This is a genomic window from Sphingomonas sp. GW822-FHT03G08, assembly GCF_058801135.1.
This window is the reverse complement of sequence record NZ_JBXAMZ010000001.1, coordinates 616,859-633,276: the sequence shown is the minus strand read 5'-3', so window position 1 is coordinate 633,276 and position 16,418 is coordinate 616,859. Positions and strand designations below refer to the sequence as shown.

The window sequence follows — 16,418 nt, the reverse complement described above, 5'->3', positions numbered from 1 at the left end:
TCAACCCTCCTTGGGCTCGAACGGACGCGGGCGCGGCGGGGCGGGCGGTGCCGGCGGGCGCGGGGCGCCGCCATTGCCGCCACCGCCACCAGCCAGCGCATCCTTGGCCAGTTCCCCGATCCCGCCCAGCGTGCCGATCAGCTGGGTCGCCTCGACCGGGAACAGGATCGTCTTGGCATTGGGGCTGGTCGCGAACTTGCCGACCGCCTCGACATATTTCTGCGCGATGAAATAGTTGAGCGACTGGCTCGATCCCGCCTCGATCGCGTCGGACACCAGCTGGGTCGCCTTGGCTTCCGCCTCGGCCGAGCGCTCGCGTGCCTCGGCGTCGCGGAAGGCGGCTTCGCGCCGGCCCTCGGCCTCGAGGATCTTCGACTGCTTCTCGCCCTCGGCGCGCAGGATCGCGCCGGCGCGGCTGCCCTCGGCCTCGAGGATGTTGGCGCGCTTCTCGCGCTCGGCCTTCATCTGGCGGGCCATGGCGTTGACGATGTCGGCCGGCGGGCGGATGTCCTTGATCTCGACGCGGGTGATCTTCACGCCCCAGGGCGTCGTCGCGTGATCGACCACCGAGAGCAGTCGCGCATTGATCTCGTCGCGCTTCGACAAGGTCTCGTCCAGGTCCATCGCGCCCATCACGGTACGCAGGTTGGTCGTCACCAGGTTGAGCAGCGCGATGTAGAGGTCGCTCACCTCATAGGCCGCCTTGGCCGCGTCGAGGACCTGGAAGAACACCACGCCGTCGGTGGAGATCATCGCATTGTCCTTGGTGATGATCTCCTGCCCGGGGATGTCGATCACCTGCTCCATCATGTTCACCCGGCGGCCGACCCGGTAGAAGAAGGCGGGGAAGAAGTTGAAGCCCGGCCCGGCGACGCTGGTGAAGCGGCCGAAATGCTCGATCGTGTACTGATAGCCCTGGCGGACGATGGTCACGCTGGAGAAGAGGTAGAGCACGACGACCACGGCGACCGCGCCCAGGAAAACATTGAGTACGAGCATCCGACTCCCCCTTCACGATTTGCCTCTTGCTAGCATAGAGAGGGGGCATGACCACAGCCCGTCTCGCACCGCGCACCGCCCTGTTCCTGCCGGCCTCGAACCCGCGCGCGATCGAGAAGGCGCGGGGGCTCGGCGCCGATCTGGTGATCCTCGACCTCGAGGATGCGGTGAAGCAGGCCGACAAGGTGAGCGCCCGCGTCGCGGCGGTCGAAGCGGTGGGGCAGGGCTTTGCCGCCAGCCTCTCGGCGATCCGGATCAACGCGATCGACACCGCCGAGCATGGCGAGGATGTCGCGGCGATTGCGGGCTCCAGCGCCGACTTCGCGGTGCTGCCCAAGGCGGAAAGTGCCGAAGAGGTCGCGCAGGTCGCCAGGGCGCTCGGCAAGCCGTTGCTGGTGATGATCGAAACCCCGCGCGGCGTGCTGGGTGCCGCCGAGATCGCCGCGGTACCGGGCCTGGCCGGGCTCATCATCGGCACCAACGACCTGGCCGCCTCGCTCCGCCTCCCGCCCTCCAGCGGGCGTGCGCAGATGGGCGTATCCCTGCAAAGCGTCGTCCTCGCCGCCCGCGCCGCCGGCGTCTGGGCGCTCGACGGCGTGTTCAACAAGCTCGACGATCCCCAGGGCCTCGCCGCCGAATGCCGCGAGGGCAGGGCGCTCGGCTATGACGGCAAGTCGCTCATCCACCCGAACCAGATCGCCATCGCCGGCCAGGCATTCGGCCCCAGCGAGGCCGAACTGGCGGAAGCCCGCGCCCTCGTTGCCGCCGCTACGGGCGGGGCCGAGCGCTATGACGGCCGGATGATCGAGGCGATGCACGTCGATCAGGCCCGCGCGCTGCTCGATCGCGCGATGGATTATGCCGGATCGGATGATTTCCTTGCCTAGGTAGGACCACCTAGGCCGGGCAGCGTCTATTATAGCTACATGCCCGGACTGCCCAAGCTTCACAGCGATCTGCTCGCCGCGCTCGACGAGCTCGAACATCTCCTCGCGCAGCCCACGCTGGACCAGCTGCGCCTGTCGCGCGTCCGGCTCTACATCTCCAAGGTGAATGGCGAGCGCCGCACCACGGTCGACCGGCTCTGCGAGGCGCTGGAGCGCGAGGCGACCGGCGTCCATGCCCAGCAGATCGCCGCGCTGCGCCAGTCGAACATCGAGAAGCGCATCGAGTATACCGTGCATGTCGGCAATTGGGGCCTGCGCGAGGTCGCTGCCGACTGGCCGGGCTATTGCCGTGCCTCGGTCGAGCTTTCGCGCAGCATCCGCCAGCAGGTCATGGTCGAGCAGGCGTTGCTTTGCGACCGACAAGATGACGCCGACCCCCTAGCGCTTTCCGACCCTCGCGGTTACATGGGCCGCCAACTTCCGAATCAGGACATTGGCGCACCCCATGGACATCCCCCTCGGCCTCACCTTCGATGACGTTCTCCTCTATCCGGGGGAATCCGAAGTCCTGCCGAGCATGGCCGACACCCGTACGCGGGTAACCCGCGGCCTCTCGCTCAACATCCCGATCCTCTCCTCGGCGATGGACACCGTCACCGAAGCCGACATGGCGATCGTCATGGCGCAGCTCGGCGGCATCGGCGTCCTCCACCGCAATCTCGACATCGAGGAGCAGGTCGAGGCGGTCCGCGCGGTCAAGCGCTTCGAGAGCGGCATGGTCGTCAACCCGATCACCATGGCACCCACCGGCACCCTGGCCGAGGCCCGTGCGCTGATGGCCCAGCACCGGATCAGCGGCATTCCGATCGTCGAGGCGTCGGGCAAGCTCGCCGGCATCCTCACCAACCGTGACGTCCGCTTCGCCGAGCGGCTCGACCAGCCGGTTGCCGAGCTGATGACGCACGACAACCTTGCCACCGTCCGCGTCGGCGTCAGCTCGGAAGAGGCGCGCCGCCTGCTCCATTCGCGCCGCATCGAGAAGCTGCTGGTCGTCGACGATGCCTATCGCTGCGTCGGCCTGATCACGGTGAAGGACATCGAGAAGGCGGTGAACTATCCGTCCGCCACCAAGGACGCTGCCGGCCGCCTCTGCGTCGCCGCCGCCACCACCGTGGGCGACAAGGGCTTTGCCCGCACCGAGGCGCTGGTCGATGCCGAGGTCGACCTGATCGTGATCGACACCGCGCACGGCCACAATGTCGAGGTCAGCCGCGCCGTCGAGCGCGTGAAGAAGCTCTCCAACCGCGTCCAGGTGATCGCCGGCAACATCGCCACCGCCGAAGCCGCCAAGGCGCTGATCGGCGCGGGCGCCGACGGCATCAAGGTCGGCATCGGCCCGGGCTCGATCTGCACCACCCGCGTCGTCGCCGGCGTCGGCGTGCCGCAGCTCACCGCGGTGATGGAAGCCGCCAACGAAGCGTCGAAGCATGACGTGCCGGTGGTCGCCGATGGCGGCATCCGCACCTCGGGCGACGTCGCCAAGGCGATCGCCGCCGGTGCCTCGACCGCGATGATCGGCTCGCTGCTGGCAGGCACCGAGGAAGCCCCGGGCGAGACCTTCCTCTACCAGGGCCGCGCCTACAAGTCGTACCGCGGCATGGGCTCGGTCGGCGCGATGGCGCGCGGCTCGGCCGACCGCTATTTCCAGCAGGACGTCAAGGACCAGCTCAAGCTCGTGCCGGAAGGCATCGAGGGCCAGGTGGCGTTCAAGGGCCCGGCCAAGGACGTGATCCACCAGCTGGTCGGCGGCGTGAAGGCGTCGATGGGCTATGTCGGTGCCGCGACCATCGACGAGTTCCAGAAGAGGGCCCGTTTCGTCCGCATCACCAATGCCGGCCTGCGCGAGAGCCACGTCCACGACGTGACGATCACCCGCGAGGCGCCGAACTACCCGACGCGATAGGCCGTGATACCGCCGGCCGCGTCGCTCCTTCGGGCGGCGCGGCCCGCCGGGCGGTAAAGCTCTGGCAAGATATTTGCTCCATTATGAAGCAATGTCACGGCGTCTCGATATTCTCACCCGGCATCATGATCGACTGATCGAGATCATGGCCACCGCCCGCACCCAGATCACCGACTCCGTGAAGGGTGCCGATCTGGATGCGCTGCGCCATCTCCGCCGTGAGATGGTCGAGGCGCTGGCTGCCTATCAGCGCTTTGTCCACGAAGAGATTTACGAGCCCGCCCAGCAGGGTATCGGCTCGGCGGAAGCGCGTCGCGACGCGCGGGCGCTGAAGATCGACTGCATCCAGCTCCAGCGCGACTATGACGATTTCGGCCTGCGCTGGGCGCGGCGCCACGTCCTCGAGAACTGGCCGGAATACCGCCTGAGCGCCAATCTCATGATGAAGCGGGTCAACGACCACATCCTGCACGTCTGCGAGCTGCGCAAGGGCTGGAGCAGCGGTCAGGCCGCCTGAGAGCGTCGCTTTGCCCCAGCCCCGGGGCGGGACGGTGGGCTGTCTTCTATCCGATTGCGCCGCCTTGGTAATTCGCTACGCTGCGCCCGGTGCCAAGTTTCGTTCGCGCCCGGCTCATGCCAGGCACCGCCATTTTCCCGCCGCTTCCCGATGTAGCGCCCAACCGACCCGCGGGATCCGCCGCCGGCTTCCGGCCCGCCCAGCTATGGGGTGCGATCGGCCTGAGCATGGCGATCTGCGCGGCGCTGATGTGGAAGGCCGGGCTGCGGATCGATCCGCTGCTGCCGTCCAACCTGGCCTATGTCGCGGCGCTGCTGCTGCTCTTCGCCGTCCGGCCCGCTCTGTCCCGCACCAGCCGGCGCTGGGCACCGGGCCTGGCCGATCTCACCGAGAATGTCGGGCTGTTCATGGCGATGGCGCTCACCGGCGCGGTTGCCACCTATCCGCTGGCGGCGCTGTCGCATGGCTATGCCGATGCCCCGCTCCAGCGGATCGACGAGGCGCTGCATTTCCACTGGCTCGCCTGGTACGAGACGGTCGTCGCGCATCCCAGCCTCCAGCGGCTCGGCGTGGCCGCCTATCAGTGCATCTATGTGACCCCGGCCGCGCTGCTCATCGCCTTTGCGATCCGCGGCCAGCGCCGCGAGGCGCACCGCTTCCTCGCCAGCTTCTGGCTGGCCGCGATCCTGACCCTGACCCTGTACCTGTTCATGCCCGCCGTCGGCCCGCTGACCTATCTGTGGAAGGGCCCGATCCCCTATATGCCAACCAGCGCGATCTGGCAGGAACAGCTCATCCCGGCGCTCCGCGCCCACCAGATCGGACAGGTCAATCTCAACGAGCTGCGCGGCCTGGTCTCGGCCCCGAGCTTCCACACCGCCTCCGGCGTCGTCTACATCGCCACCGCCTGGCGTTGCGGCAACCTGCGCTGGCCGCTGACCTTCCTCACCCTGGCGATGCTGCTGGCGACCCCGGTGGAGGGGACGCATTACCTGTCGGACATGATCATCGGGGCAGCCGTGGCGCTGGTGGCGCTGGTGCTGGCGGGGAGGCTTGTGGGGCGGTTCGGGCGCAGCGCGGTGGCGGCCTGAAAGCAGCGACCGGACGCGCCGATCCGTTTCCCGTACCGGCGGGGGCCGCCGGCACGGGAACCCGCATCTCAGCGCGCCTTGGCGAGGGCAACCGCATCCGCTCCGGCGGGGAAGTGCAGCGCGCCCGCGATATCGTGCGCCGCGTCCCAGACAGCTTCGGCGACCTCGCTTTCCCGGGTTGTCATCGCCGGCGTTGCCAAGGCTTCGAGGATCGGTCGCGCGAAATCGGCGTATTCGCCAGGCAGCAGATCCTCGACTGGCACAATGGCGTTCGCGCCGAACCGCGTCGTGGGGGCATAGCCCGGCTCGACCAGTTTCACCTGCACGCCGAAATGGCCGAGCTCATGGGCGAGCGAGCCGGTGAACCCCTCGATCGCCTGCTTGGACCCGGTATAGGCCGCGGCCAGCGGAAAAGCGCCGAGCGTCACGGTCGAGGTGACGTTGACGATCATGCCCGATCGGCGTGCGCGCATTTGCGGGATGATCGCGTGGCACATGGCCATCACGCCGATCGTGTTGGTCTCGATCAGCTGGCGGATCAGCGACATCGGCATCGCCTCGAAAGCGCCCACGCCGCCCACGCCGGCATTGTTGACCAGCACATCGACTGGCCCCGCCGTCTCGATCAGCGTCGCGATGCTCCGTTCGTCGGTGACGTCCAGCGGCAGCACCCGCAGCCGTTCGGTTGGCGTCGCGAACCGGGCAGCTTCGGGCCGGCGCATCGTCGCTATCACGTTCCAGCCGCGCGAAAGGAAAAGCTCCACTGTCGCCTTTCCATAGCCTGACGAGGTGCCGGTGATGAGGATCGTCTTGGTCATTGCCTGTCTCCCTTGATGTTGATGACCAGGAGATAGACGCGCCGGATGATACGATATATAATTGATGATCCTTATTTGATTATGGATCGTCCAATATGGATCCGCTCAGCGAGATCATTGCCCTGCTCCGGCCGCGTGCCGCCGTCTCCAAGCCGATCTCGGCGCGCGGGCAATGGGGCGTTCGCTATGCCGCGCATGACGCGCCCGGCTTCACCCTCGTTCTCGCCGGTGAGGCCTGGGTCAGGTTCGAGGGCAGCGAACCGATCCGGCTGGCACGGGGCGATTTCCTGCTGTTGCCAACGACCCCGGCCTTCACGCTGGGCAGTGCGCCCGATATCGCCTGCGTCCCAGTCGAGCCGAGTGCCGAGCCCGTCCGGCACGGAGAGCAGGAAGGTGAGCCCGACTTTGTATCGCTTGGTGGAAGCTTCGCGTTCGAGCGCGTCAATGCACCCTTGCTGCTCGCGCTGCTGCCGGGCCGCATCCATATTCCGGCGACGGAGGGCAGGGCGACCCGGTTCGGCCGGCTAATCGAGCTGCTTGCCGAGGAATGTGGGGGCGATCAACCCGGCAAGGAGCTGATCGTCCAGCGCATGCTCGAGGTGCTGCTGGTCGAAGCGCTGCGCTGGCGCGGCATCGGCAGTCAGGCGATGCCTGCGGGGCTGCTCAACGGCATGCGCGATCCGGCGCTGGCTCGCGTGCTCCAGACGATCCACGCCGATGTCCGGGCGGGCTGGACGGTCGCGGAGCTCGCCGGGATCGCTGGCATGTCGCGGTCCGCCTTTTCGGCGCGGTTCGGTGAACGACTGGGCTGCGCACCGATCGAATATCTCGCCCGCTGGCGCATGGCGATTGCCAAGGATGCGCTTAGCCGGGGGGTGAAGTCGCTCGATCGCATCGCCGACGAGATCGGCTATGAATCGGCGAGCGCCTTCAGCACGGCATTCCGCAAGCGCCTTGGTTGCTCGCCCGGCCGGTTTGCGCGGGCGCCCGCCGCTTTGGTCTAGGGGTTGGCCTTAGTCGCCATACCCGATCCGCACCTTGCTCGCCGCCTCCGCCGCCACCCGCCGCGCCGCATCGGTATCCCCCGCCAGCGCCAGCGCCACGCCCATCCGGCGATAGGGCCGCGAATTCGGCTTGCCGAATATCCGCACATCCACTTCGCCGCCCTCGGTTGCCAGCGCCTCGGCCAGCCCTGCATAGGACAAGGTTTCCGAAGCCCGGTCCGCCAGGATCACCGCGCTAGCCGAGGGCCCGCGCAGCGTGATCGCCGGGATCGGCAGGCCCATCACCGCACGCGCGTGCAGGTCGAACTCGCTGAGGTTCTGCGAGATCAGCGTCACCATGCCGGTGTCGTGCGGGCGCGGCGAGAGCTCGGAGAAGATCACCTCCTCGCCCTTCACGAAGAACTCCACCCCGAAGATGCCATAGCCGCCCAGATCGTCGACCACCTTGCGCGCCATCTCCTGCGCGTCGGTAATCGCCTGCGCCGACATCGCGGCGGGCTGCCAGCTTTCCTGATAGTCGCCGCGCTCCTGGCGGTGGCCGATCGGCGGGCAGAACAGCACGCCGTTGCGGGTGCGGATCGTCAGCAGGGTGATCTCGTAATCGAAGTCGACGAACTCCTCGACGATCACCCGCTTGCGGTCGCCGCGCATGTTGGCGACCGCATAGTCCCAGGCGGCCTCCAGCGCGCCGGCCTCGCGCACCGTGCTCTGGCCCTTGCCCGAGGACGACATCACCGGCTTGATCACGCAGGGCAGGCCGGTGTGCCCGGCGCCGGCCAGCACTTCCTCAAGGCTCTCGGCATACCGATAGCGCGACGTGCGCAGGCCCAGCTCGACCGCGGCGACTTCGCGGATGCCGTCGCGGTTCATCGTCATCTGGGTGGCGCGCGCCGACGGGACGATGGTGAAGTCCTCGGCCTCCAGCTCGGCCAACACCTCGGTGCGGATCGCCTCGACCTCGGGGACGACATAGTCCGGCTGGTGCTTCTCCACCGCGGCGCGCAGCAACTCGCCGTCGAGCATCGAGAACACCTCGAAGCCATCGGCGACCTGCATGGCAGGCGCGCCTTCATAGGCGTCACAGGCGATCACATGGGCGCCGAGCCGCTTGGCGGAGATCACGAACTCGCGGCCGAGTTCGCCCGAGCCGAGGAGCAGGATCTTCGCCGTGAACGCCATGTGCTTGCCTTCCTGATGGGGTTGGCGCGGCTGTGGCGGGATGGCGCCTGCTTGTCCATTCCCCTCACCATATTCCGTCATGCTGAACTTGTTTCAGCATCCAGGGCGCCCCCGGCTTTATCGCTCGTGGAGAGTTGGACCCTGAAACGAGTTCAGGGTGACGATGAGTAAAGATGCTTGAGCCCCGCTCCCGCAATTTCCACTACCAATGTAGGCAATGTTCTGCTTCTGCTCCGGCTATGCCGAGCGCGAATTCCCTGACTCTTGCCCTCCCGCGCACCCGCGTGGAGACTCAAGAGATTCAACATTTTGCTCAACCGGGCGGTTTAACGTCATGAACCCCGCCGCCCGCATCCAGGCCGCCATCGACCTGCTCGACAAGATCACTACCGCCGCCCGAGACCAGGGTGGATCGGCCGACACGATCATCGCCAAGTGGTTCGCCGAGCGTCGCTATGCCGGTTCCAAGGACCGCCGGGCGATCCGCGAGCTGGTCTATGACGCGATCCGCATGCTCGGCGAGCGCCCGGAAACCGGCCGCGCCGCGATGCTGGCGCTGGTCGGGCGTCGGCCGGAACTGGTCGAATGGTTCGACGGCTCGCCCTATGGCCCCGCGCCGATCGCGCCGGGTGAGCCAATCGCCGAAGCCGGCGTGCTGCCGCGCTGGCTGGCCGAGGCCTTTGCCGCCTCGGGTCTCGACAGCGACGAGCAGGATGCGCTGCTGGAGCGCGCCCCGCTCGACATCCGGGTCAACACGCTCAAGGCCGATCCCGCGGTCATCCAGGCCGAGATTCCCGGCTCGGTGCCGCTGCCGTGCCTGCCCGCCGGGCTGCGCGCGCCTTCGGATGCGCCGATCGAGCAATTGCCGTCGTACAAGGACGGCAAGCTCGAGGTGCAGGATGCCGGCAGCCAGTTCGTCAGCCTCGCGGCAGGCGTCGAGCGCGGCCAGCATGTCATCGACCTGTGCGCCGGCGGCGGCGGCAAGACGCTGGCGCTGGCGGCGGCGATGGCCAATCACGGCAGCATCCTGGCCTGCGATATCGATCGCCCCCGGCTCTCCCGGCTGATGCCGCGTGCCGAGCGGGCAGGGGTGGGCATCGTCGAGACCCGCCTGCTCAACCCCAACCAGGAACGCGCGATGCTGGCCGACCAGGCCGGCCGCGCCGATGTCGTGCTGGTCGATGCGCCCTGTTCGGGCACCGGCACCTGGCGCCGCAACCCGGAGGCGCGCTGGCGGCTCAATCCGCAGCGGCTCGACCGTTATGTCGCGACACAGCGCGCGCTGCTCGACATCGCCGCCGATCTCGTCCGCCCCGGCGGGGTGCTGGTGCATGTCGTCTGCTCGCTGCTCGATGCCGAAGGGGCGGGGCAGGCCCAGGCGTTCCTGGAGCGCAATCCCGGCTGGACCGTTGAGCCGCTGGCGCTCGGCGCCGGCACACCGCGTGGCCCGGGCGTGCGCTTCACCCCGCTAAGGGACTCGACCGACGGCTTTTTTGTCGCGAGGATGCGGCGGCCATGATAGCGACCGGCAAGATTTCGGAGAATGTGATGCGTTTCACTGCGATTGGGGCGGCCGGTGCGTTGCTTCTGCTCTCGGTTTCCACGTCGTTGATGGCGCAGCGTGCCGACGACCAGATCGATCCGCGCTCGGTGGAAATGGTCAAGCAGGGCCGCGCGATGCTCGCCGGCGGCAATGTCCAGGGTGCCGGCGATGTGCTCGAAAGCGCGCTGGCGGTCGATCCGCGCAATCGCGACGCGTATCTCGTCCTCGCCGATATCGCCCGCAAGGTGAACCTGCCCGGCAAGGCGATCCGCCTCTATCGTGAAGCGCTGAGCCTCGAGCCCAACGACACCGCCGCGCTGCGCGGGCAGGGCGAGGCGATGGTTGCCAAGGGCGCGATGGAGCGGGCCAAGGAGAACCTCGCCAAGATCGAGAAGCTCTGCGCCAAGGGCTGCGCCGACGCCGCCCAGCTCTCCGCCGCGATCGCCAAGGGCCCGCCGGTGGTCACCGCCCAGGCCGAACCGGCCCCGGCCCCTGCGGCGTCGCCGACGGCCAAGCCCTGATCGGCTTGTAATGTAGGATTTCGTCTGATTGGAAAGGGCGGTCCGGCGGATGCCGGGCCGCTCTTTGACAATCAGGACAGCGCCGAAAACGGCTTCTTGGCGTGTACTTCGTGTACTTTGGGCCGCTCAGCCCAGCGTTCGGGCAAGTGCGACGAACTCGGCGACGGTCACCGTCTCGGCACGCCGGGCGGAGTCGATGCCCAGGCTTTCCATCGCCTCCAATGCGCCGGGCACGCCTTTCAGGCTCTGGCGCAGCATCTTGCGGCGCTGGCCGAAGGCGGCGGCGGTCAGGTTCTCCAGCGTCTTGAGCCGCACGCCCTCGGGCGCTTCGGCGGGGACGATATGGACGACGGCCGACATCACCTTGGGCGGCGGCGTGAAGGCCGAACGATGGACGTTCATCGCGATCCTGGGCGTGGAGCGCCATTGGGAGAGCACGGCGAGCCGGCCATAATGCTCGGTACCGGCCGCAGCGACGATGCGCTCGGCCACTTCCTTCTGGAACATCAGCGTGAGGCTGGCCCACCACGGCTCCCACTCGGCCGAGAGCCAGCCGACGAGCAGCGCGGTGCCGACATTATAGGGCAGGTTGGCGACGACGTGCGGCTTGCCTTCGAACAGCGCCGGGGCATCGACCTCAAGAGCGTCGCCCTCGATGACGTGGAGCTTGCCGGGGAAGAAGCTGCCAAGCTCCTCCAGCGCCGGAATGCAGCGCCGGTCGCGCTCCACCGCGGTGACGCTGGCGCCGCCCTGGAGCAGCGCGCGGGTCAGACCGCCGGGGCCGGGGCCGACCTCGAACACTTCGGCGCCGTCGAGCTTGCCCGGCACCTTGGCGATGCGAGCGAGCAGCTGGTGGTCGAACAGGAAATTCTGGCCCAGCGCCTTGCTCGCGCTGAGACCATATTTGCTGATGACGTCCCGGAGAGGCGGAAGCTCGGTCACGCCGCCGCGTCTGCCCTGCGCTGGGCGGCGCTGGCGGCCATCTTGATCGCGGCGATCATCGCGCCGGGATTGGCCTCGTCCTTGCCGGCGATGCCGAACGCGGTGCCGTGGTCTGGCGAAGTACGGACTATGGGCAGGCCGAGGGTGATGTTCACGCCTTCGTCGAAATGGAGAGTCTTGATCGGGATCAGCGCTTGGTCATGCGTGGGGCAGAGCGCGGCGTCATAGCCGGCGCGGGCGCGGGGATGGAACATCGCATCGGCGGCGAAGGGGCCGATCGCATCGATGCCTTCCTCGCGCAGCTGGGCGATAGCGGGCAGGAGGACGTCGATCTCCTCCCGTCCGATCTCGCCGCTCTCGCCGGCATGCGGGTTGAGGCCGGCAAAGGCGAGGCGGGGCCGCTCGATGCCGAAGTTGCGCAGCAGACCGCGCGCCGTGGCGCGGGCCTTGGCCAGTACCAGCTCGATGGTGAGCAGGCCCGGCACGCTGGCGATCGCGACGTGTACGGTGATCGGCACCACGCGCAGCGTCGGGCCGGCAAGCATCATCACCGCATTCTCCGGCGAGATGCCGCAGCGCTCGGCGACGAACTCGGTCTGGCCGGGATGCCGGAAGCCGATCTTGTAGAGCTGGACCTTGGAGACCGGACCGGTGACCACGCCCCCCGCCGCGCCGGCGTTGGACAGGCCGACCGCCAGCTCGAGCGACTGGAGCGCGGCCTTGGCACTGGCCTCGTCGGGGCTCCCGGGCGTCACCGCGCAGGTGTCGCCGACCGGCAGTACCGGCAGCGCCTCGGCAAAGGCGGCCGCGGCCTGGTCGGGATTGGTGATCCGGGCGATCGGCCCGTCCCAAACCTTCTCGACGGCGTCGGGACAGCCAATGGCGAAGAAGGGCGCGAGCGAATGCAGCTCGCGCGCCTTCCATGCCTTGGCGGTGATTTCCGGGCCGACTCCGGCCGAATCGCCCATCGATATGGCGAGCGGCCGGATCACCTCAGCGATATTCGATCAGCGCGTCGCGGCGGATGTCGCGAAGCATGCGCTGGGCGCGCAGGTTCGTGCGCTGCTCGGCAACCTGGTCCTGGATCTGGTCGCGGGTCGGCAGGCCGGGGGGCGGCGGATCGTCGCGACCGCAGACCACGAGCACGCGGACGCCGTCCTCGATCGTGCCGAAGGGCTGGGTCACCTGGCCGACCTGGAGCGGCAGGATGATCTGCTGCAGCGCGGGCGGCAGGTCGCCGATCACGACGCCGTCCTTCTCCACCACTTCCGCATTCTGCGCGGCGGCGACATTGGCCGCGTCACCGCAGCCCTTGATCGCCTGGGTTGCCTGGGCGAACTGGCCGGCGCGCGCCTGGGCCTGCGCCTCGTTCGTGCCCTTGGGGAAGGTGATGGTGATCTGGCGGAGCGAGAGCTTGGCGCCGCGCGGATCGGCCATGCCGATCTTGCGCTTGTCCGCCAGGTACACGATCGAGAAACCGGTCGACAGCGGGATCGGACCCGCGACCTGGCCGGCCGACATCTCTTCCACGGCCTTGGCCATCTCGTCGGGCAGGATGCCCGGCGCCAGGCGGACCCAGCCGAGATCGCCGCCCTGACCCTTGGTCGAGCTCTCCGAATAGGTCTTGGCGAGATAATCGAAGGGCGCGCCCTCCTTCATCTGCTGGATGATGCGCTGCATGCCCGCATAGACTTCCTGCTTACGGTCGTCCGTGGCGTTCATGTAGATTTCGTAGACGTGATATTCTTCGCTGCCCTGCGCGGCCTTGAGGCGGGCGATGATGGCATCGGCCTCCTCGTCGCTCACGTTGATGTCGACCTTGCGGCGCAGCACGCGGCCCCAGGCGACTTCGCCCTCGATCTGCTTGCGGATCGTGCGCTCCGAAGCGCCGGACTGGCGCAGGAAGACCCGGAACTGCTCCGGAGTCATCTTCAGGCGGCGGGCGACGCCGCCGAAGCTCTGGTCGATCTCCTTGGGATCGACATTGATCTCGTTGGCCTTGGCCTCCTGGATCTGCAGCGTCTCGTCGATCAGCTGGCGCAGGATCATCATGCGATACTGATCGCGCTCTTCCGGCTTCAGGTTGAGCTTGTTGAGCGCGATGATCAGGTTGAGCCGCTGGTCCACATCGGTGCCGGTGAGCACCGTGTTGTTCACGATCGCGGTGGGCTTGCGGATGTTGGGATCGGCCTTGCCGAACAGCTTGAGATCGGGCGGAAGATCGAGCTGGGCAGCAAGCGCGGCGGCAGCATCTTCCTGCTGCGCGGGCGTTGCCTGCTGCGGGGCTGGAGCCGACTGCTGCGGGGCCGGAGCGGCCGGCTTCGGCGCGGGAGCGGTCTGTGCCGTCTGCGCCACAACCCCCGGCGCTACGCTGGAGACGACGAGCGCGAGAACGGACAAGCGGCCTGCGCGGATCGCCTTGCTAACACCAATGTTCACGTGATTCCGTACCCTCAAATCTGCCGGAGAGTGGCGCATAATGTTCAATTGTGCCTGAACTTAGGCTTACCGGCGGTTCCCCTCTAGCGGCGCAGCCTAGCGCCCCAGATTCTTGAACGCCAGCGTCAACAGATAGGAGTTGCCGCGCGCAGCGTCGCCGGTGGTGGCATAATCGCGCTTCCAGGTCAGGCCCAGCCGCAGGCAATCGTCCTCATAGGTGATGCCCAGGCGGTGGCGCACCGGCTCGAATCCGTCGGCGAGCGAGGTGGGATCTTCCTTGCGATCGGTCAGATCGACCAGCGTCGAGCCCGAGAGCGACCAGAAACGCGCGATCTGGATGCGGGCGCCGAGGCGAAGCTCCTCGCGGTCCTGCAGGTCCTCGAGCGACGCGTTGATGTTCCGGTTGAGGCGCAGATAGCCGATCTGGGCATAGGTGGAGCGCGAACCGAGCGTCATGTCGACTTCGTTGCGGCGGAAGGCCAGGCTGTCCTTGTCGAGCCGGTAGCGGTGGGTGAAGCTGACAAAATCGCGGAAGCGCACGACGGTGCGGCCGACAATGTCCGACACCCGGGCGTTCAGACCTGTCCCATCCGGGAACAGCGTCGGGCGCGAGGAAATGCGATAGCTCTGGCCGACATTGGCGTCGATCGAGAAGCCCGGCAGGTAGAGCGCATAGTCGAGGCCCCAGGTGAAGCGGGTCGAATCCTCGAACCGGTCATAGCCGGGGAAGCGATTGAGCGCGAAGAGGTTGGAATCCTCCAGGTCCACCGCGCGCGCATCTTCGTTCGGCACCTCGAGATTGGCGATCTTGGGCGAGGCAACCATCTGGAAACGCGGGGTAATGCGCTGCGTGCCGCCGAACAGGCTGCCGACCAGCGGCCATTTCACGTCCACCGCCAGCGCACCGATGCCGCGGCCATGGAAGCCTTCCTCGCCGCGATAGCTGGCGATCGTCGTCAGCATCGTGTCCGAAGCATTGTAGACGTCGCCACGGGCATAGGCGGTGAGGGTGACTTCCTGGCCCCAGTTGGTCAGGCGGCGCAGGTCCCAGCGGGCGCTGGCAAAGGCGCGCTGCGAATCCTGGCCGTCGGACCGGCCGATCGCCAGCGTGTTGACCTGGAACTCGAAGCGGCCGCCGATGATGCCGTCATCCATGCGCCGGCGATAGTCGATCTCGGGCAGGGCATAGGGCTGGAGGCCCTGGCGCTCGCCGACGCGGAGCGTCTGCACGACCCAGGCGTTGATCGAGAAATAGCTATCTGCATCAATGCGTTCGACGCGGAAGTTATTACGCAGTCGATCGTCGCGCGAGATGTCGTACCGACGCAGGAAGGTCCGGTCCGTGGTCAGGCGCATCGAGGCGCTGGCGCTCCAGTTCGGATCGAGCTGGAAATTGCCGACCGCATCGAGATAGCCGCGGAAATCGTTCTTCGAGGTGGTAGGCGTGACCGGCACGGTGAGATCGTCGGCGCGGCGGCTATAGGTGCCATAGGCGCTGACCCGGAAGGCGCCGAGCGAATTGAGTTCGCGATAATCAGCCTGCAGCATCGGCAGCACGCTGGAATAGACGCGCGGGGTGACGGTCAGGTCACGATTGGGCGCGAAGCTGAAATAATAGGGCAGCGCGAACTGCACGCCGTTCGCGCGGTTGTAGCGAAGATCGGGCGCGAGGAAGCCGCTGGCGCTCTGGCCGCCGACCGGGTGCGAGAAGACCGGCAGCGGGATCGTCGCGAAGCCGAACACCGAGATGCGCGCGCCGGTGTAGCGCAGCCGCTTCTTGGCGGGCTCATAGACCACGCGATTGGCGGTGATCTTCCAGCTCGGCTCCTTGGGGCAGCCGTCCGAATTGGTGACCGAGCAGGGGGTGTAGGCGGCGTTCTCGACCGTGAAGCTGCCATCCTCGTGCATCTGGCCCTGCGCCGCGGCGATGCGGCCGCCGGCGTCGAGCACGACCAGCATGTTCTGGACGACGCCTTCCTTCAGCGTGTCGGTCAGCTCGACCTTGTCGCCATAGGCCGAATCGCCCTGCGGATTGACGACGACGACATTGCCCTCGGCGAAGACCTGCCCGCTCTTGCGGTTCCAGGTCACCTTGTCGGCGCGCAACCGCTCGCTGCGGCGATAGAGGCGGACATCGCCGGTAGCGGTGACCACGTCCTGATTCTCGTCATATTCGAGCTGGTCGGACGTGAACTGGATCTGGTCGTCGCCCTCGGGCAGCGCACTCGGCGAAGGCGGCGGCGGCTCGACCGCGGGGGTCTGCAGGTCAGGGCCAGCGGCGGGCGTGGGCGCGGGTGACGGCGCCGGAGTCGCGGGCTGCGGCGCGGTCTGGGCCGGCGCGGTCGTCTGCTGCGCGCGCGCCTCTGCCGACAGGCACAGGCCGACAGCGGCCGACAGCAGCAAGGCCTTGCGCGTCACTTCGATTCCCACCTTTGTTTCTCACTCCCGTGCACGCGGCAATTATTTGCCCTATCGCAGCGGTTGCGGCTCCGCAACGTCACGTGCGTTGGCCCGA

At 67.6% G+C, this 16,418-nt stretch carries 15 protein-coding genes; 8 read left to right on the top strand and 7 right to left on the bottom strand.

Going from position 1 to position 16,418, the window contains the following annotated elements; genetic code table 11:
* Nucleotides 1-999 carry an SPFH domain-containing protein gene (locus AC1RJ5_RS02755; protein ID WP_184166592.1) on the bottom strand — a complete coding sequence of 333 codons (999 nt, stop codon included), beginning with the start codon at nucleotides 997-999 and terminating at the stop codon, nucleotides 1-3.
* A 47-nt stretch (nucleotides 1,000-1,046) separates the two neighbouring features.
* Here AC1RJ5_RS02755 and AC1RJ5_RS02750 point away from each other — a divergent pair, with 47 nt between their 5' ends.
* The 5 genes from AC1RJ5_RS02750 (at nucleotide 1,047) to AC1RJ5_RS02730 (ending at nucleotide 5,457) form a co-directional block, all read left to right on the top strand.
* Complete coding sequence (locus tag AC1RJ5_RS02750) at nucleotides 1,047-1,886, top strand: HpcH/HpaI aldolase/citrate lyase family protein (protein WP_342251043.1); 840 nt, start codon at nucleotides 1,047-1,049, stop codon at nucleotides 1,884-1,886.
* A gap of 39 nt (nucleotides 1,887-1,925) precedes the next feature.
* Nucleotides 1,926-2,423 (top strand): hypothetical protein, encoded by a 498-nt coding sequence (locus tag AC1RJ5_RS02745; RefSeq protein ID WP_269575205.1) that lies wholly within the window; start codon nucleotides 1,926-1,928, stop codon nucleotides 2,421-2,423.
* Nucleotides 2,392-3,849, top strand: coding sequence for an IMP dehydrogenase (gene guaB, locus AC1RJ5_RS02740; RefSeq protein WP_493111566.1), 1,458 nt, complete (start codon nucleotides 2,392-2,394; stop codon nucleotides 3,847-3,849). The genes AC1RJ5_RS02745 and guaB overlap by 32 nt, the downstream gene beginning before the upstream one ends.
* 91 nt (nucleotides 3,850-3,940) lie before the next feature.
* On the top strand, nucleotides 3,941-4,366 hold the full coding sequence (locus tag AC1RJ5_RS02735) for a hypothetical protein (RefSeq protein ID WP_269575207.1): 426 nt from the start codon (nucleotides 3,941-3,943) through the stop codon (nucleotides 4,364-4,366).
* 227 nt (nucleotides 4,367-4,593) lie between these two features.
* Nucleotides 4,594-5,457, top strand: coding sequence for a phosphatase PAP2 family protein (locus tag AC1RJ5_RS02730; protein WP_493111564.1), 864 nt, complete (start codon nucleotides 4,594-4,596; stop codon nucleotides 5,455-5,457).
* 68 nt (nucleotides 5,458-5,525) lie between these two features.
* Here AC1RJ5_RS02730 and AC1RJ5_RS02725 read toward each other — a convergent pair whose 3' ends face one another.
* Entirely contained in the window at nucleotides 5,526-6,275 is a 750-nt protein-coding gene (locus tag AC1RJ5_RS02725) for an SDR family oxidoreductase (protein WP_493111562.1), read from the bottom strand.
* A gap of 95 nt (nucleotides 6,276-6,370) precedes the next feature.
* Here AC1RJ5_RS02725 and AC1RJ5_RS02720 point away from each other — a divergent pair, with 95 nt between their 5' ends.
* On the top strand, nucleotides 6,371-7,279 hold the full coding sequence (locus AC1RJ5_RS02720) for an AraC family transcriptional regulator (RefSeq protein ID WP_269575210.1): 909 nt from the start codon (nucleotides 6,371-6,373) through the stop codon (nucleotides 7,277-7,279).
* Between the two features lie 9 nt (nucleotides 7,280-7,288).
* Here the strand turns inward: AC1RJ5_RS02720 and purT are convergent, their stop codons facing one another.
* Complete coding sequence (purT, locus tag AC1RJ5_RS02715) at nucleotides 7,289-8,458, bottom strand: formate-dependent phosphoribosylglycinamide formyltransferase (RefSeq protein ID WP_493111560.1); 1,170 nt, start codon at nucleotides 8,456-8,458, stop codon at nucleotides 7,289-7,291.
* 334 nt (nucleotides 8,459-8,792) lie between these two features.
* Between purT and AC1RJ5_RS02710 the strand changes: the two genes are divergently transcribed.
* Together AC1RJ5_RS02710 and AC1RJ5_RS02705 are read left to right on the top strand one after the other, a co-directional pair.
* Complete coding sequence (locus tag AC1RJ5_RS02710; protein WP_493111558.1) at nucleotides 8,793-9,977, top strand: RsmB/NOP family class I SAM-dependent RNA methyltransferase; 1,185 nt, start codon at nucleotides 8,793-8,795, stop codon at nucleotides 9,975-9,977.
* A gap of 29 nt (nucleotides 9,978-10,006) precedes the next feature.
* A complete protein-coding gene (locus AC1RJ5_RS02705; protein WP_342251038.1) occupies nucleotides 10,007-10,522 on the top strand; it encodes a tetratricopeptide repeat protein in 516 nt (171 codons plus the stop codon).
* Between the two features lie 126 nt (nucleotides 10,523-10,648).
* Here AC1RJ5_RS02705 and rsmA read toward each other — a convergent pair whose 3' ends face one another.
* The 4 genes from rsmA to AC1RJ5_RS02685 all read right to left on the bottom strand — a co-directional run bounded on the left by rsmA (nucleotide 10,649) and on the right by AC1RJ5_RS02685 (nucleotide 16,321).
* On the bottom strand, nucleotides 10,649-11,464 hold the full coding sequence (gene rsmA / locus AC1RJ5_RS02700) for a 16S rRNA (adenine(1518)-N(6)/adenine(1519)-N(6))-dimethyltransferase RsmA (protein WP_493111555.1): 816 nt from the start codon (nucleotides 11,462-11,464) through the stop codon (nucleotides 10,649-10,651).
* The gene (gene pdxA / locus AC1RJ5_RS02695; protein WP_493114622.1) at nucleotides 11,461-12,432 is read right to left on the bottom strand and encodes a 4-hydroxythreonine-4-phosphate dehydrogenase PdxA; all 972 of its coding nucleotides are present in this window, start codon (nucleotides 12,430-12,432) and stop codon (nucleotides 11,461-11,463) included. Before pdxA ends, rsmA begins: the two co-directional genes overlap by 4 nt.
* Before the next feature lie 25 nt (nucleotides 12,433-12,457).
* A complete protein-coding gene (locus AC1RJ5_RS02690) occupies nucleotides 12,458-13,903 on the bottom strand; it encodes a peptidylprolyl isomerase (protein WP_342251035.1) in 1,446 nt (481 codons plus the stop codon).
* Between the two features lie 96 nt (nucleotides 13,904-13,999).
* A complete protein-coding gene (locus AC1RJ5_RS02685; RefSeq protein ID WP_446746008.1) occupies nucleotides 14,000-16,321 on the bottom strand; it encodes an LPS-assembly protein LptD in 2,322 nt (773 codons plus the stop codon).
* Between the last annotated feature and the right edge of the window lie 97 nt (nucleotides 16,322-16,418).

What these genes read in the sequence shown, in the direction of transcription:
- AC1RJ5_RS02725 (WP_493111562.1), bottom strand. Translation starts at nt 6,275, where the DNA reads ATGACCAAGACGATCCTCATCACCGGCACCTCGTCAGGCTATGGAAAG.
- guaB (WP_493111566.1), top strand. Translation starts at nt 2,392, where the DNA reads ATGGACATCCCCCTCGGCCTCACCTTCGATGACGTTCTCCTCTATCCG.
- AC1RJ5_RS02750 (WP_342251043.1), top strand. Translation starts at nt 1,047, where the DNA reads ATGACCACAGCCCGTCTCGCACCGCGCACCGCCCTGTTCCTGCCGGCC.
- AC1RJ5_RS02710 (WP_493111558.1), top strand. Translation starts at nt 8,793, where the DNA reads ATGAACCCCGCCGCCCGCATCCAGGCCGCCATCGACCTGCTCGACAAG.
- AC1RJ5_RS02755 (WP_184166592.1), bottom strand. Translation starts at nt 999, where the DNA reads ATGCTCGTACTCAATGTTTTCCTGGGCGCGGTCGCCGTGGTCGTCGTG.
- AC1RJ5_RS02730 (WP_493111564.1), top strand. Translation starts at nt 4,594, where the DNA reads ATGGCGATCTGCGCGGCGCTGATGTGGAAGGCCGGGCTGCGGATCGAT.
- AC1RJ5_RS02735 (WP_269575207.1), top strand. Translation starts at nt 3,941, where the DNA reads ATGTCACGGCGTCTCGATATTCTCACCCGGCATCATGATCGACTGATC.
- AC1RJ5_RS02745 (WP_269575205.1), top strand. Translation starts at nt 1,926, where the DNA reads ATGCCCGGACTGCCCAAGCTTCACAGCGATCTGCTCGCCGCGCTCGAC.
- pdxA (WP_493114622.1), bottom strand. Translation starts at nt 12,432, where the DNA reads ATGGGCGATTCGGCCGGAGTCGGCCCGGAAATCACCGCCAAGGCATGG.
- purT (WP_493111560.1), bottom strand. Translation starts at nt 8,458, where the DNA reads ATGGCGTTCACGGCGAAGATCCTGCTCCTCGGCTCGGGCGAACTCGGC.
- AC1RJ5_RS02720 (WP_269575210.1), top strand. Translation starts at nt 6,371, where the DNA reads ATGGATCCGCTCAGCGAGATCATTGCCCTGCTCCGGCCGCGTGCCGCC.
- AC1RJ5_RS02705 (WP_342251038.1), top strand. Translation starts at nt 10,007, where the DNA reads ATGCGTTTCACTGCGATTGGGGCGGCCGGTGCGTTGCTTCTGCTCTCG.